Source organism: Streptomyces subrutilus, assembly GCF_001746425.1.
GTDB lineage: Bacteria > Actinomycetota > Actinomycetes > Streptomycetales > Streptomycetaceae > Streptomyces > Streptomyces subrutilus_A.
On the sequence record NZ_MEHK01000001.1, the window covers coordinates 3,769,991 to 3,784,504 of the forward strand.

At 71.1% G+C, this 14,514-nt stretch carries 12 protein-coding genes, 1 tRNA gene and 1 pseudogene; 6 read left to right on the plus strand and 8 right to left on the minus strand.

What is annotated here, in order from left to right; translation table 11 throughout:
• Window positions 1–31: 31 nt before the first annotated feature.
• From BGK67_RS17940 to BGK67_RS17950, 3 genes are all read right to left on the minus strand, one after another.
• Complete coding sequence (locus tag BGK67_RS17940; RefSeq protein ID WP_069921037.1) at window positions 32–691, minus strand: response regulator transcription factor; 660 nt, start codon at window positions 689–691, stop codon at window positions 32–34.
• A gap of 8 nt (window positions 692–699) precedes the next feature.
• A complete protein-coding gene (locus BGK67_RS17945) occupies window positions 700–2,370 on the minus strand; it encodes a sensor histidine kinase (protein WP_069921038.1) in 1,671 nt (556 codons plus the stop codon).
• A 259-nt stretch (window positions 2,371–2,629) separates the two neighbouring features.
• Window positions 2,630–2,712 (minus strand) — tRNA-Leu (locus BGK67_RS17950).
• Window positions 2,713–3,004: 292 nt separating this feature from the next.
• On the opposite strand from BGK67_RS17950, the gene BGK67_RS17955 reads away from it, so the two are divergent.
• From BGK67_RS17955 to pknB, 6 genes are all read left to right on the plus strand, one after another.
• Complete coding sequence (locus BGK67_RS17955) at window positions 3,005–3,841, plus strand: FhaA domain-containing protein (protein WP_069921039.1); 837 nt, start codon at window positions 3,005–3,007, stop codon at window positions 3,839–3,841.
• 10 nt (window positions 3,842–3,851) lie between these two features.
• Entirely contained in the window at window positions 3,852–4,352 is a 501-nt protein-coding gene (locus BGK67_RS17960) for an FHA domain-containing protein FhaB/FipA (protein WP_069921040.1), read from the plus strand.
• Window positions 4,353–4,490: 138 nt separating this feature from the next.
• A complete protein-coding gene (locus BGK67_RS17965) occupies window positions 4,491–5,951 on the plus strand; it encodes a PP2C family protein-serine/threonine phosphatase (protein ID WP_208948714.1) in 1,461 nt (486 codons plus the stop codon).
• A gap of 31 nt (window positions 5,952–5,982) precedes the next feature.
• Window positions 5,983–7,419 carry an FtsW/RodA/SpoVE family cell cycle protein gene (locus BGK67_RS17970; protein ID WP_069921042.1) on the plus strand — a complete coding sequence of 479 codons (1,437 nt, stop codon included), beginning with the start codon at window positions 5,983–5,985 and terminating at the stop codon, window positions 7,417–7,419.
• On the plus strand, window positions 7,416–8,879 hold the full coding sequence (locus BGK67_RS17975; RefSeq protein WP_069921043.1) for a peptidoglycan D,D-transpeptidase FtsI family protein: 1,464 nt from the start codon (window positions 7,416–7,418) through the stop codon (window positions 8,877–8,879). The genes BGK67_RS17970 and BGK67_RS17975 overlap by 4 nt, the downstream gene beginning before the upstream one ends.
• Before the next feature lie 197 nt (window positions 8,880–9,076).
• Window positions 9,077–11,113 (plus strand): Stk1 family PASTA domain-containing Ser/Thr kinase, encoded by a 2,037-nt coding sequence (gene pknB, locus BGK67_RS17980; RefSeq protein WP_069921044.1) that lies wholly within the window; start codon window positions 9,077–9,079, stop codon window positions 11,111–11,113.
• Window positions 11,114–11,300: 187 nt separating this feature from the next.
• Here pknB and BGK67_RS17985 read toward each other — a convergent pair whose 3' ends face one another.
• The 5 genes and pseudogenes from BGK67_RS17985 to BGK67_RS18000 form a co-directional block, all read right to left on the minus strand.
• Window positions 11,301–12,038 carry a class E sortase gene (locus BGK67_RS17985; protein ID WP_069921045.1) on the minus strand — a complete coding sequence of 246 codons (738 nt, stop codon included), beginning with the start codon at window positions 12,036–12,038 and terminating at the stop codon, window positions 11,301–11,303.
• 12 nt (window positions 12,039–12,050) lie between these two features.
• A pseudogene (locus tag BGK67_RS17990) lies at window positions 12,051–12,896 on the minus strand (class E sortase); the annotation flags it as partial.
• Window positions 12,878–13,516 (minus strand): aminodeoxychorismate/anthranilate synthase component II, encoded by a 639-nt coding sequence (locus BGK67_RS17995; RefSeq protein WP_069921046.1) that lies wholly within the window; start codon window positions 13,514–13,516, stop codon window positions 12,878–12,880. The gene BGK67_RS17995 and the pseudogene BGK67_RS17990, both read right to left, overlap by 19 nt.
• Entirely contained in the window at window positions 13,513–13,713 is a 201-nt protein-coding gene (locus BGK67_RS38335; RefSeq protein WP_141754032.1) for a hypothetical protein, read from the minus strand. The genes BGK67_RS17995 and BGK67_RS38335 overlap by 4 nt, the downstream gene beginning before the upstream one ends.
• A gap of 65 nt (window positions 13,714–13,778) precedes the next feature.
• Window positions 13,779–14,513 carry a class E sortase gene (locus BGK67_RS18000; RefSeq protein WP_244291248.1) on the minus strand — a complete coding sequence of 245 codons (735 nt, stop codon included), beginning with the start codon at window positions 14,511–14,513 and terminating at the stop codon, window positions 13,779–13,781.
• Window position 14,514 lies beyond the last annotated feature (1 nt).

Consider the following 14,514-nt stretch of genomic DNA (forward strand, 5'->3'; position numbering starts at 1 on the left):
CGTCGATCGCCTTCGAACGCGCTGACCGTATCTACAGCCCGGCGTCCCTGGCCAGCAAGGCCGCCTGTACGCGGTTCTCGCAGCCCAGCTTCGCCAGGATCCGGCTCACGTACGTCTTCACGGTCGCCTCGCTCATGTGCAGCCGCCGCCCCGCGTCCGCGTTCGACAGCCCCTCCCCGAGCAGGGCGAGCACCCCGCGCTCGCGTTCGCTCAGCTCCGCCACCTGCCGCCGGGCCTGCTCGCCCCGCACCACGGCCTTGCCCGACGCCAGCTGGTCGACCACGTGCCGGGTCGCCGCCGGCGAGAGGTACGCGTCGCCCGCCGCGGCCGCCCGTACGGCGCCGATCAGCTCGCCCGGCGCCGAGTCCTTCAGCAGGAACCCCGCGCCGCCCTCGCCCAGCGCCCGCAGCACGTTCTCCTTCTCCCCGAAGGTGGTCAGGATCAGCGCCCGCACCTGGGGCACGGCCCGCCCCAGCTCCCCCAGGGCGGTCAGCCCGTCCATCACCGGCATCTGGATGTCCAGCAGCACCACCTCCGGCGCGTGCGCGCGAGCCAGGTCCACCGCCTCCCGGCCGTTCGCCGCCTCCGCCACGACCTCGATGTCCGGCGCCGAGGTCAGGATCATCCTGATACCGGCCCGGATCAGCGGCTCGTCGTCGGCGATCACCACGCGGATCACTTCGGCTGTCACCCGTGCTCCTACTGCTTGACCTCGTACGCCTGCTTGTCCACGAGCGTTCCGTCCTTGAAGCAGAACCGGTAGATCAGGTCCGACCCCAGCGAGTCCGGCTGCTCCTGCGCCATCAACGCCAGACAGTCCGAACCCTCCGGCCGCGGCGGGCCCTTCCGGTCCGCACCGGCCGTCAGGAAATTCTCGCCGCTCGGCAGCCGGTCCCGTACGGCCTGCTCCGACTCTCCCACCCGCACCGCGTCGTACCCCTCCCGGTCCAGCATCGAATCGCCCAGCGAGCCCACCACCAGCAGCATCCCCGCCCCGAGCACGATCACCAGCAGCACCACCGCCGCGAAGGCGATGCCGCAGCCCAGCGCCAGCCCGCCGACCGGGCCGCGCCGCGGCACGGCCAGCTCGCGGTCCACCACGCTCCAGTCCATCGGCGGCGCACCCCGCAGCCCCCGCGCCTGGGCCTGCTGCCCGAAGTCGTCGGCCACGGCCGCCGCCCCGGCCGGCTCCGCCCCGTACGGCAGCACCCCCGCCACCCGGAAGCCGCCGCCCTCCGTCGCGCCCGCGTGCACCATCCCGCCGACCAGCCGCGCCCGCTCGCGCAGCCCCGTCAGCCCCTGCCCGCCCGACACGACCTCACCGGCCCCCGGACCGGCCGCCGGGCCGTTGGCGATCTCCACCACCAGCGAGTCGTCCTCGTAGCGCAGTTCCAGGGTGATCGGCGCCCCGGGCGCGTGCTTGTACGCGTTCGTCAGGGCCTCCTGCACGATCCGGTACGCCGCGTGGTCGCAGGCCGCGACCAGCGGCCGCGGCCGACCCGAGACGGACAGCCGTACGTCGGTCCCCGCGCCCCGCGCCGCCTCCACCACCCCGGCGATCCCGGCCACCCCGCGCCCGGCCGGCTGCGCCGGCTCCTCCACCGGGACCGGCGCCTCGACCCCGTCCCGCAGGATCCCGACCACCTCGCGCAGCTCGTGCATCGCCGCCACCGAGGCCTGCCGCAGCACCCCCACCGCCTCGCGCTGCCGCTCGGTGAGCTTCGGGTCCACCTCCAGCGCACCGGTGTGCACCGAGATCAGCGCCAGCTGGTGGCCGAGGCTGTCGTGCATGTCCTGGGCGATCCGCTGCCGCTCGCGCAGCCTCGCCTGCCCGGCGACCATCGCCCGCTCGCGCATCAACTGCCCGTTGCGCTCCTGGAGCGCGCTCAGCAGCGTGCGGCGCTGCGACCAGTACCGGCTGGCCAGACCGGGCGTCACGGTCGTCGCCAGGAACATCAGGGTGGAGAAGACGACCATCAGCAGGGGCTGCATCTGCTCCCACTCGTGCCACACGCTGAGGCCGACCGCGGCGACGAACGCCAGCGTGAAGGCGGCCCCCGCCCGCCCCACCCCGACGATCCGGCGCCCCGCCGACCAGCCCAGCACGGTCGTGACCAGGAACGAGCCCGGCAGGAACACCGTCACCGCCGAACCCACGACCAGCGTCGCCGCGGGCAGCCTGCGCCGCAGCAGGGTGAGCAACACCACGGCCGCGGCGCTCGCGGCCATCCGCCACCCGGAACCGTTGTCGAGCTCCTCGATGCCCAGGCCGAGCAGCGCCGGCACCGCGGCGATCGCGAGGTCGCCCAAGAGCATCCGCCGGGTCCAGGGCTCCGGCCCCCTCAGCCGGTCCCAGCCCGCACGCGTCATCGCCTTCGCATCCACCCGGCCGACCCTAGACACCCCGGCGCACCGCCGGCCGCTCTCTTTCGTCGCGCCCCGCGCGACGAAAGTCGGAAGACCGGCGCAACAACGTGTCCTGGATCACTTCTTGGCCGCCGCGGACGGAACGGCCCGTACCGGGCAGGCCAGTTGATCCCGGGACACACCGAAGACACCGAGGACACCTAGGAGCGCACAACACGAAACGGCCGCCACCGCTTTCGCGATGACGACCGTTTCGTCGATGTGGGCGAGGGGGGATTTGAACCCCCACGTCCCGAAGGACACTGGCACCTGAAGCCAGCGCGTCTGCCGTTCCGCCACTCGCCCGAGCAGCGTCCCAGTGGTTCTTCCCTTTCGGGCCGTTCCCCTGGCGACGTCGAAACATTAACACGTCGGAGGGGGTGGAATCACATCGCTTTCCCCGCACCCCGGGCCGCCGCCGCGGACGGCCCCTCCCGCACTCCGCTCCCGGTGCGGGACACTGTCCCTACGGCCCCCCTACGATCCCTGTGAGGACCAACACTCGTCCTCACAGGACCGATGGGGAACCACCCGAATCCGCCACGCGTGGATACGATCAGTAAGCAGTACAGGGCGACAACGACGGAGGAGGTGCCCCATGGGAGTTCTGAAGCGGTTCGAGCAGCGACTCGAAGGTCTGGTGAACGGCACCTTCGCCAAGGTCTTCAAGTCCGAGGTCCAGCCGGTGGAGATCGCCGGAGCCCTCCAGCGGGAGTGCGACAACAACGCCACCATCTGGAACCGCGAGCGGACGGTCGTGCCCAACGACTTCATCGTCGAGCTCAGCACCGGCGACTACGAGCGCCTGAGCCCCTACTCCGGGCAGCTCGGCGACGAGCTCGCGGGCCTCGTCCGCGACTACGCCAAGCAGCAGCGCTACAGCTTCATGGGCCCCATCAAGGTCCAGCTGGAGAAGGCCGACGACCTCGACACCGGGCTCTACCGGGTCCGCAGCCGCACCCTCGCCGCCAGCACCTCCCAGCCGCAGCCGCCCCAGGGCCGGCCGCAGGGCGGTCCGGCGGGCCAGGGCGGCTACGGCTACCCCCCGGTCGCCGCCCCGCCCATGCCGAGCGCCCCGCCGCCCGGGGGACCCGCCGCCCGGCGGCCCGCGGGCGGAGCCGGCCCGGCCGCACCCGTACCGGCCTCCGGCGCCGCGCGGCGCCACTGGATCGAGATCAACGGCACCCGCCACCAGATCTCGCGCCCCACGCTCGTACTCGGCCGAAGCACCGAAGCCGACGTGCGGATCGACGACCCCGGCGTATCGCGCCGGCACTGTGAGATCCGGACCGGAACGCCCTCGACGATCCAGGATCTCGGGTCCACCAACGGCATCGTGGTGGACGGGCAGCACACCACCCGCGCTACGCTCCGCGACGGCTCGCGGATCGTCGTGGGCAGCACGACCATCATTTACCGGCAAGCCGAAGGGTGAAGCGGGGGCAATGTCAGAGCTGACCCTGACGGTCATGCGGCTGGGTTTCCTAGCCGTTCTGTGGCTGTTCGTCATCGTGGCCGTCCAGGTCATCCGCAGCGACCTCTTCGGAACGAGAGTCACGCAGCGCGGCTCCCGCCGCGGCGGCGCGGGCACCGCGCCGCAGCAGCAGGCGGGCCGGCAGGCCGCGCCTCCGCAGCAGCGCCAGCGCCGCGGTGCGCCCACCAAACTCGTCGTGTCCGAGGGCACCCTCACGGGGACCACGGTGGCCCTCGCCGGCCAGACGATCACCCTGGGCCGCGCCCACGACTCCACGATCGTGCTGGACGACGACTACGCGTCCAGCCGCCATGCCAGGATCTACCCGGACCGGGACGGCCAGTGGATCGTCGAGGATCTCGGGTCCACCAACGGCACGTATCTCGACCGGACCCGCCTGACCACCCCGACGCCCATTCCGCCGGGCGCCCCGATCCGCATCGGCAAGACCGTCATCGAGCTGCGGAAGTAGTACGAGAATGAGCGAGCGGAGCGAGCACGCGGCGGTGATCCGTCCCACCGAGGACACGGACCCGCGCGCGCTCCCGACCGGAGGGTGGGCAGTGTGGCTCGAGACCGGTTGTACCCGGAGCCGACCGGCGAGGTGCGCATGAGTCTGTCCCTGCGGTTCGCCGCCGGATCGCACAAGGGCATGATCCGCGAGGGCAACGAGGACTCCGGCTACGCCGGGCCCCGTCTCCTCGCGATCGCCGACGGCATGGGAGGCCAGGCGGCCGGCGAGGTCGCGAGCTCCGAGGTGATCTCCACCCTGGTGCAGCTCGACGACGACGTCCCGGGCTCCGACATCCTCACCTCCCTCGCCACGGCCGTGCAGCGCGCCAACGACCAGTTGCGCGTGATGGTCGAGGAGGACCCCCAGCTCGAGGGCATGGGCACCACCCTGACCGCCCTCCTGTGGACCGGCCAGCGCCTCGGCCTCGTCCACGTCGGGGACTCCCGGGCCTACCTGCTGCGCGACGGCGTCCTCACCCAGATCACGCAGGACCACACCTGGGTGCAGCGCCTCGTCGACGAGGGCCGGATCACCGAGGAGGAAGCCACCACGCACCCGCAGCGCTCCCTGCTCATGCGGGCGCTCGGCAGCGGCGACATCGTCGAGCCCGACCTCTCCATCCGCGAGGTCCGCGCCGGCGACCGCTACCTCATCTGCTCCGACGGGCTCTCCGGCGTGGTCTCCCACCAGACCCTCGAAGAGACCCTCGCCGACTACCACGGCCCCCGCGAGACGGTGCAGTCGCTGATCCAGCTCGCCCTGCGCGGCGGCGGACCCGACAACATCACCTGCATCGTCGCCGACGTCCTCGACACCGACAGCGGGGACACCCTCGCCGCCCAGGTCAGCGACACCCCGGTTGTCGTCGGCGCGGTCGCCGAGAACCAGCACCAGCTCTTCGACGGCGGCAACGCCATGCAGACCCCGGCCGGCCGCGCCTCGGGCCTCGGCCGCCAGGCCGGCCCGCCCGCCGGCGCCTTCGGGCCCCCCGGCAGCGGCGAGGCGAACGGCTACGGCTACTCCGACCAGGGCCAGGGCGGCGGCGCGTACGGCAGCTTCGGCGAAGCCGAGGCCTACGACGGCGACGCCGAGTACGAGGACACGTACGACCACCCCCGCAGGCACCGCGGCAAAGGGCGCAAGTGGGCCACCCGCACCCTGACCCTGCTCCTGGTCGCCGGCGTCGTCGGCGGCGGCCTCTACGCGGGCTGGCGCTGGACCCAGACCCAGTACTACGTGGGCGTCAAGGGCGAGCACGTCGCGCTCTTCCGCGGCATCAGCCAGAAGCTCGGGCCTTTGGAGCTCTCCAAGGTGCATACCGACCGCCCCGACATCGAACTGAAGTACCTCCCGCCCTTCAAGCTCAAGCAGGTCGAGGCCACCATCAGCGAGGGCAGCCTCGACGGTGCCCGCGAGAAGCTCGACGACCTCGGCGTCCAGGTCTCGGCCTGCAAGAAGGACGAGGAACGCCGGGCCGCCGAGGCGCAGAACCAGACACCCGGCTCCACTCTGACTCCCGCGGAGCAGCAAGTGGTCAGCCTGTGCGGAAAGCAGTAGACACCCGCGGGCGCAGGGGGCCTGCCACACCATGAGCGTTGTCACCAACACGACCACCATCGGCGCCATCGAGCTGCCGAGCCGGCGGAACACCGAGCTGATGCTGCTCGGCTTCGCCGTGGTCATCCCGATCTTCGCCTACGCCAACGTGGGCCTCGCGATCAACGGCAGCCTGCCGCCCGGCATGGTGCTCTACGGCCTCGGCCTCGGCGCCCTCGCCGGGGTCGCGCACCTCGTCGTACGCCGGTACGCCAAGTACGCCGACCCGCTGCTGCTGCCGCTGGCGACCCTGCTCAACGGGCTCGGCCTGGTGCTGATCTGGCGGCTCGACCAGTCCGATCGGCTGCAGAACCTCGCCAAGCGCTCGTACGGCGCGTTCTCCCCCTCCGCGCCCAACCAGATGCTCTACACGGCGCTGGCCATCGCCCTCTTCGCGGGCGTCCTGCTGGTGCTCAAGGACCACCGCGTCCTGCAGCGGTTCACCTACATCTCGATGGTCGCGGCCTTGGTGCTGCTCCTCCTGCCGCTCGTCCCCGGCCTCGGCGCGGACGTCTTCGGCGCCAAGATCTGGATCCGCGTCGCCGGATTCTCCATCCAGCCCGGTGAGTTCGCGAAGATCGTCCTCGCGGTGTTCTTCGCCGGCTACCTGATGGTCAAGCGCGACGCCCTGGCCCTGGCCTCCCGCCGGTTCATGGGCCTCTACCTGCCGCGCGGCCGCGACCTCGGCCCGATCCTGGTGATCTGGGCGATGAGCCTGCTCATCCTGATCTTCGAGAACGACCTCGGTTCCTCGCTGCTGTTCTTCGGCATGTTCGTGATCATGCTGTACGTGGCCACCGAGCGGACCAGCTGGATCGTCATCGGCCTGCTGATGTCGGTCGGCGGCGCTGTCGTGGTCGCCTCCTTCTCCAGCCACGTCGGGGCCCGCGTCAGCGCCTGGCTCGATCCCTTCGGCTGCTGGCAGCGGAACGGCGCCGACGCCGGTGCCTGCGAGCAGATCGCCCAGTCGATCATGAGCTTCGGCTCGGGCGGGGTCCTCGGCGCGGGCTGGGGACAGGGCAATTCCGACCTCATCGGCTTCGCCGCCAACTCCGACTTCATCTTCTCCACCGTCGGCGAGGAACTGGGCCTCACGGGCGTGATGGCCTTCCTGCTGATCTACGGGCTCATCATCGAGCGGGGCGTCCGCACCGCGCTCGCCGCCCGCGACCCCTTCGGCAAGCTCTTCGCCATCGGCCTGTCCGGCGCCTTCGCCCTGCAGATCTTCGTCGTCGCCGGCGGGGTCATGGGCCTCATCCCCCTCACCGGCATGACGATGCCCTTCCTCGCGTCCGGCGGCTCCTCCGTCCTCGCGAACTGGATCCTCATCGCCGTACTCATCCGGATCAGCGACACCGCACGCCGACCTGCCCCGGCTCCCGCCCCGTCCCCCGACGCCGAGATGACCCAGGTGGTCCGCCCGTCATGAACAAGCCCCTGCGCCGCATCTCGCTGTTCTGCGGGCTGCTCGTCCTCGCCCTGCTGATCCGGACCAACTGGATCCAGTACGTCCAGGCCGAGGACCTCAGCACCCGCAAGGAGAACCGCCGGGTCCAGATCGCCCAGTACGCCACCGAGCGCGGCAACATCATCGTGGCGGGCCAGCCCATCACCGGCTCCGCGGTCACCGACGGCAGCGACTACAAGTTCAAGCGGACCTACACGGACGGCCCCCTGTGGGCCCCCGTCACCGGCTACGCCTCGCAGGCCTTCGGCTCCACCCAGCTCGAATCGCTCGAGGACGGCATCCTCACCGGCAACGACGACCGGCTGTTCTTCGACCGCACCATCGGCATGTTCACCGGGGAGAAGAAGCAGGGCGGCAACGTCGTCACCACGCTCAACCCCGAGGCCCAGAAGGCCGCCTTCAAGGCGCTCGGCAACAACAAGGGGGCCGCCGCCGCGATCGACCCGCGCACCGGCGCCGTCCTCGCCCTCGTCTCCACCCCCTCGTACGACCCCTCCCGCTTCGCCGGCAACTCCAAGGACGACGAGAAGGCCTGGGTCGAGCTCAAGGACAGCGAGGACAAGAACCTCGTCAACCGCGCCCTGCGCGAGACCTACCCGCCGGGCTCCACCTTCAAGGTGGTCACCGCGGCCGCCGCCCTCGAACACGGCGTGGTCAAGGAGATCAACGACCCGACGGACACCCCGGACCCGTACTTCCTGCCCGGCACCAAGACCGAGATGGTCAACCACGCCAGCGGCTGCAAGGAGGCGAGCCTCAACGAGGCCCTGCGCGTCTCCTGCAACTCCGTCTTCGCGAACCTCGGCGACAAGGTCACCCGCGACAAGATGGTGGAGACCGCCGAGAAGTTCGGCTTCAACAACGACAAGATCGACATTCCGGTCCGCGCCTTCGCCAGCGTCTACGACAAGAAGATGGGCAAGGACGGCAACGCCCAGAGCTCCATCGGGCAGTTCAACACCGCCGCCACCCCGCTGCAGATGGCCATGGTCACCGCCGCGATCGCCAACGACGGCAAGCTGATGAAGCCGTACATGGTGGACCACGTCACCTCGCCGAACCTCGACATCATCGAGAAGCACTCGGCGCAGGAGATGAGCCGGCCCCTCTCCGCCGCCAACGCGCAGAAGGTGCAGGAGATGATGGTCAACGTCGTCGATAAGGGCACCGGCACCAAGGCGAAGATCAACAACGTGAAGGTCGGCGGCAAGACCGGCACCGCCCAGCACGGCGAGGGCAACAAGAAGCGCCCGTACGCCTGGTTCATCTCCTACGCCGAGAACCCGGACGGCACCTCGCCCGTCGCCGTCGCCGTCGTCATCGAGGACAGCGAGGCGGACCGCGAGGACATCAGCGGCGGCGGCCTCGCCGCCCCCGTCGCGAAGGCCGTCATGGAAGCGGTCCTCAAGACGCAGGGATGAGCCGGAGATGACGGACGGCCACGGTGACGTGATCCGCGTCACCGATCCCGGCCGGGTCGGAGCGTACGGTACCGGTCCTGTATCAGCCTGTGGCCGCGAACCGATCACAGACGATCGGCCGGTAGCCTTTGCGCGAACAGCACACCGCCGGACCACACACAGGTGCGGTCGGGACTGACGGAGAGGGCTGCAACGTTATGGAAGAGCCGCGTCGCCTCGGCGGCCGGTACGAGCTGAGCCACGTGCTCGGCCGCGGTGGCATGGCCGAGGTCTACCTCGCCCACGACACCCGGCTCGGCCGTACCGTCGCCGTCAAGACCCTGCGCGCCGATCTCGCCCGCGACCCGTCCTTCCAGGCCCGGTTCCGTCGCGAGGCCCAGTCGGCGGCGTCGCTGAACCACCCGGCGATCGTCGCCGTCTACGACACCGGCGAGGACTACGTCGACAACATCTCCATCCCGTACATCGTGATGGAGTACGTCGACGGCTCCACCCTGCGCGAGCTCCTCCACTCCGGCCGCAAGCTGCTGCCCGAGCGCACCCTGGAGATGTGCATCGGCATCCTCCAGGCCCTCGAGTACTCGCACCGCGCCGGCATCGTGCACCGTGACATCAAGCCCGCCAACGTGATGCTGACCCGTACCGGCCAGGTCAAGGTGATGGACTTCGGCATCGCGCGCGCCATGGGCGACTCGGGCATGACCATGACGCAGACGGCCGCCGTCATCGGCACCGCCCAGTACCTCTCCCCGGAGCAGGCCAAGGGCGAGCAGGTCGACGCGCGCTCCGACCTCTACTCCGCCGGCTGCCTGCTCTACGAGCTCCTCAGCGTCCGGCCCCCGTTCGTCGGCGACTCCCCCGTCGCCGTCGCCTACCAGCACGTACGGGAAGAGCCGCAGCCGCCCTCGAACTTCGACCCCGAGATCACGCCCGAGATGGACGCGATCGTCCTCAAGGCGCTGGTCAAGGACCCCGACTACCGCTACCAGTCCGCGGACGAGATGCGCGCCGACATCGAGGCCTGCCTCGACGGCCAGCCCGTCGCCGCCACCGCCGCCATGGGCGCGGCCGCCTACGGCTACCCGCACGACCAGGGCCACGGCTACGGGCACCAGGGCTACGACCAGCCCACCACCGCCCTGCGCACCGCCGATGCCGGCCAGACCTCGATGATGCCGCCAATGCCCCCGGGCGACGGCGGCTACGGGTACGGCGACCAGGGCCACGGCGGCTACGACCAGGGCGGGAACCGCCGCCAGAAGAAGAGCAAGGCGTCCACGATCCTGCTCGTGGCGGCCGGCGTGCTCGTCCTGGTCGGCGCGATCCTGATCGGGCGCTCCCTCTTCAGCGGCACCGCCGACAACCGCCCCGCCGTGCCCAAGCTCATCGGCTCCACCCTGGAGCAGGCGGTCAGGAGCGGGGAGAACGTCGGCCTGAAGGTGGTCAAGGGAACCGAGGCGCCCTGCGAGGACCAGCCCAAGGGCAACGTCTGCAAGCAGGACCCGGCGCCCGACACCAAGGTCGCGAGGGACTCCACCGTCACGGTGACCATCTCCACGGGCGCGGCCAAGGTGCCGATCCCCAACGTGATCAACCTCACGTACGAGGACGCCGAGAAGGCCCTGAAGGACAAGGGCTTCCAGGTCGACCGCAAGGCGCAGGAGTCCGAGCGGGCCGCCGGGACCGTCCTGGAGCAGAACCCGAAGCCCGGCGGTGAGGCGGACAAGAACTCCGTCATCACGCTCACGGTCGCCAAGGAGCAGTCCAAGGCGATCGTCCCGGACCTCAAGGGCAAGACCAAGGAAGACGCGGAGAAGGCCCTCAAAGCCGTCAACCTCAAGCTCGGCAGCGTGACCGAGCTCGACTCCCCCGGAGCCCCGCCGAAGACGGTCATCGACCACCAGCCGCAGGCGGGATCGCAGCTGGAGGTCGGCAAGACGGTCAACATCACCATCGCCAAGGCCGCGCAGCAGGTCCAGGTGCCGAACCTGGCGGGCAAGACGGTCGCCCAGGCCAGGGCGGAACTCGCGTCCAAGGGCCTGGCCCTCGGCGCGGTGGTCAGCGGCCCGTCGGACGAGAACGCCCGCGTCCTGGGCTCGGACCCGGCGGCCGGCCGGCCGGTTCCGACCGGCACGGTGGTCAACGTGGTGACCACGCCGGGCGGCGGCCAGCATGACGGCGGCAACAACAACGGCGGCGGCCGCGGCGGCTTCATCGGAGGCCTCGGCGGCTGACGTCCACCGGCAGGCGATACGGGTCCGGCCCCTCTCCCGCGGGAGAGGGGCCGGACCCGTTTTCCCCCGCGGCTGCGCGGCCGTCTGCGGATTCGGACGTGAAGCCTTGGCCTAGGGGGGCCAGCCGAAGCCTCCCGGCCGTCCACAGGGCCTTCTGAGGGCCCGGAACGCGGATCGCGGCTCCGGGTCAGCGAAGCTCCGCCGGCGGGGTCCGCTTCGCGTCCACCTTCTCGGTCCGGACCAGCTCGCCCCACACGATGTACCGGTACTTCGAGGTGTACACGGGCGTGCAGGTGGTCAGCGTGATGTAGCGGCCCGGGGCCGCCTTGCCCGACTCCTTCGGGACCGGGCTGATCACGTCCACGTTGTACTTCGACGTCTGGCGCAGCTCGGCGAAGACCTTGTACACGTACCAGGTGTCCTTGGTCTCGAAGACGATCGCGTCGCCGTTGTTCAGCTTGTCGATGTTGTGGAACTTCGCGCCGTGGCCGTCGCGGTGCGCGGCCAGCGAGAAGTTGCCCTTCTCGTCCCACGGCAGCGCCGACTTCACCGGCTCCGTGTAGTAGCCCGCGACCCCGTCGTTCAGCGTCTGCGGGTCGGTGCCCCGCTTGACCAGCACCTCGCCGTTCTCCATCGCGGGCACGTGGAGGAAGCCGACGCCGTCCTTGGTGTCCAGCGCACCCGGCTCCGCGGGCTTCGCGTCGGTGCCCGGCGTCTGCCACTGCTGGCGGATCTGGTCGCCGCGCGCCGACGCCTGCCGGTCCGCGAGCACGTTCGTCCACCACAGCGAGTACGCCACGAACAGGGCCAGCACCAGCCCCACCGTGATCAGGAGCTCGCCCAGCAGGCTGAGGAAACCGGCGAGCACACTGCGGCTGCCGGCGGGGGCGGGCGGCGCCGCGGCGCGGCGGCGGGCACGGGACACTGCTGATTCGTCCTAACTGGTCAGCGCGGGCGGAGGGCCCTCGCCGCGGGGGCGTTCATCGGTCATCCTGCCCCATACGATCATCCGGTAAGTGCTGGTGAACTCCGGGGTGCAGGTCGTCAGCGTGATGTACCGGCCGGGTCCGGTGAACCCCGAGCCCTCCGGGACCGGTTTGATCACCGCCACGTTCGTCGGCGGTGTCTGGGCGAGCGCCGAGGTCATCTCGTACGTGTAGTACGCGTCCCGCGTCTCGACCACGACGGGATCCCCGGGCACGAGCCGGTTGATGTAGCGGAAGGGCTCCCCGTGGGTGTTGCGGTGGCCCGCCACCGCGAAGTTGCCCTGCTCGTCCGCCGGCATCGCCGTCTTCAGCGCGCCCTCGGCGTAGTGCCCGACCATCCCCCGGTCGAGCACCTTGGGCTTGCTGATCCCCTCCGCCACCGGAACCTTCACGTCCAGCTTGGGGATGTGCAGGATGGCGAAGCCCTGGCCGGGCTCGAAGGCCGTGACGGGGGGCGCGGCCGCCCCGCCCGGGTCCGTGCCCGCGTCGCGCTGCCAGGTCTGCTGGAGCGTGCCCGCGGCGCCGTCCGCCGCCCGCTCCGCGACGATGTTCGTGTACCAGAGCTGGTAGGCGACGAACAGCAGCATCACCAGGCCGGCCGTGATGAACAGTTCCCCGCCCAGCCGGCTCGCCACGACCAGCGGTCCACCCGACGCCGGCGGCCTGCGCCGCCGCCCGCCCCGCCGCCGGGAGTTCCTGGCGGCCCGCTTGGCGGCCTCCTGTGCTGCCCTGCGCCGCGCGGCCCGGCCCCCCGTGGGCGCGGACGGCGCGAGCGCGGTCACGCGACGGCCTTGCCCACCACCGGGGCCAGCCCCACCGAGCGCTCCACGGCACCCGCGTCACCGCACCGCACGAGCCAGTTGGCGAGCATCCGGTGCCCCCACTCGGTCAGCACCGACTCGGGGTGGAACTGCACGCCCTCGACGTCGTGCTCCCGGTGGCGCAGGCCCATGATGATCCCGTCCTCCGTGCGCGCCGTGACCTCCAGCGCCCCGGGCAGGGTCTGGGGCTCGGCGGCCAGGGAGTGGTACCGGGTCGCGGTGAAGGGGGAGGGCAGGCCCTCGAAGACCCCGAGGCCCGCGTGGACCACGGGCGAGGTCTTGCCGTGCAGCAGCTCGGGGGCCCGGCCCACGACTCCTCCGTACGCGACCGCCATCGACTGCATGCCGAGGCACACGCCGAAGACGGGTACGCCCGTGTCGGCGCAGTGCCGGACCATGTCGACGCAGACGCCCGCCTCCTCCGGCGTCCCGGGCCCGGGGGAGAGCAGCACGCCGTCGAAGCCGTCCTGCGCGTGGGAGAGCTCGACCTGGTCGTTGCGCAGCACCTCGCACTCGGCGCCGAGCTGGTAGAGGTACTGGACCAGGTTGAAGACAAAGCTGTCGTAGTTGTCCACAACCAGAATGCGCGCGCTCACGGAGTGGCTCCCGATCCTTCGTCCACGGTCACATCGTTGAACGGCAGGAGCGGCTCGGCCCACGGGAAGACGTACTGGAACAGCACGAACACCACCGCGAGGGCCAGTACGAGTGAGATCAGCGCGCGTACCCACGCGTTGCCCGGCAGATGCCGCCAGATCCAGCCGTACATGCCGCCTGTTTCCTTTTCGTCCATATTCGTTCCACGCACCGCAGAGGCGGTACGCCAACAGACTAAAGGCAGCGGCCCGGCCGGGTGGGTCAGCTCGGCAAACCCTCCGGCCTGCCCTGCCCCACGGCGCGCGTGCCGGTCAGTTCCGCCCAGACGACCAGCCGGTGGCTGTGGCCCCACTCGGGATCGCAGGTCGTCAGCGTCAGGTACCGGCCGGGCACGGTGAAGGGCGACTTCCGGGGCACCGGGTCCACGACCCCGATGTCCGTGGGCAGGGTGCGCAGCGGCCCGCCGCGCACCGTGTACGTGTACCAGGCGGCCGCGTCCTTGAGGATCACGGCGTCCCCGGGGCGCAGCTCGGGGAAGTCCTTGAACGGGTCCCCGTAGGTGCGCCGGTGGCCCGCCACCGCGAAGTTCCCGGTGGCGCCGAGGGCCGCGGTGCCGCGGTAGTGGCCCAGGCCCTTCTTCAGCAGCTCGGTGCCGGTGCCCTCCAGGACGGGCTTGTTCCAGTCCTTGCCGAAGCGCGGGATGTACATCTCGGCGAAGGCCTGGCCCGCGGGGTGGCGGACCGGTTCGGGGGGCCCGGTGGGCCGGGGCGACGCTGCCGGGTCCGGGTCCGGGTTCGGGGCCGGCTCGGCGGCCGGCGCCCCGGCCGCCGCCCAGTGGTCGCGCAGCCGGGTCATCTCGCCGTCCATGGCCCGGTCGGCCTTGACCCCCGTCCACAGCAGGACGTAGGCCACGAAGAGCACGATGAGGGTGCCCGCCGTCAGGCACAGCTCGCTGAACGCCCGTACCACCAGGCGCAGTACGGCGTCGGGCCGCAAT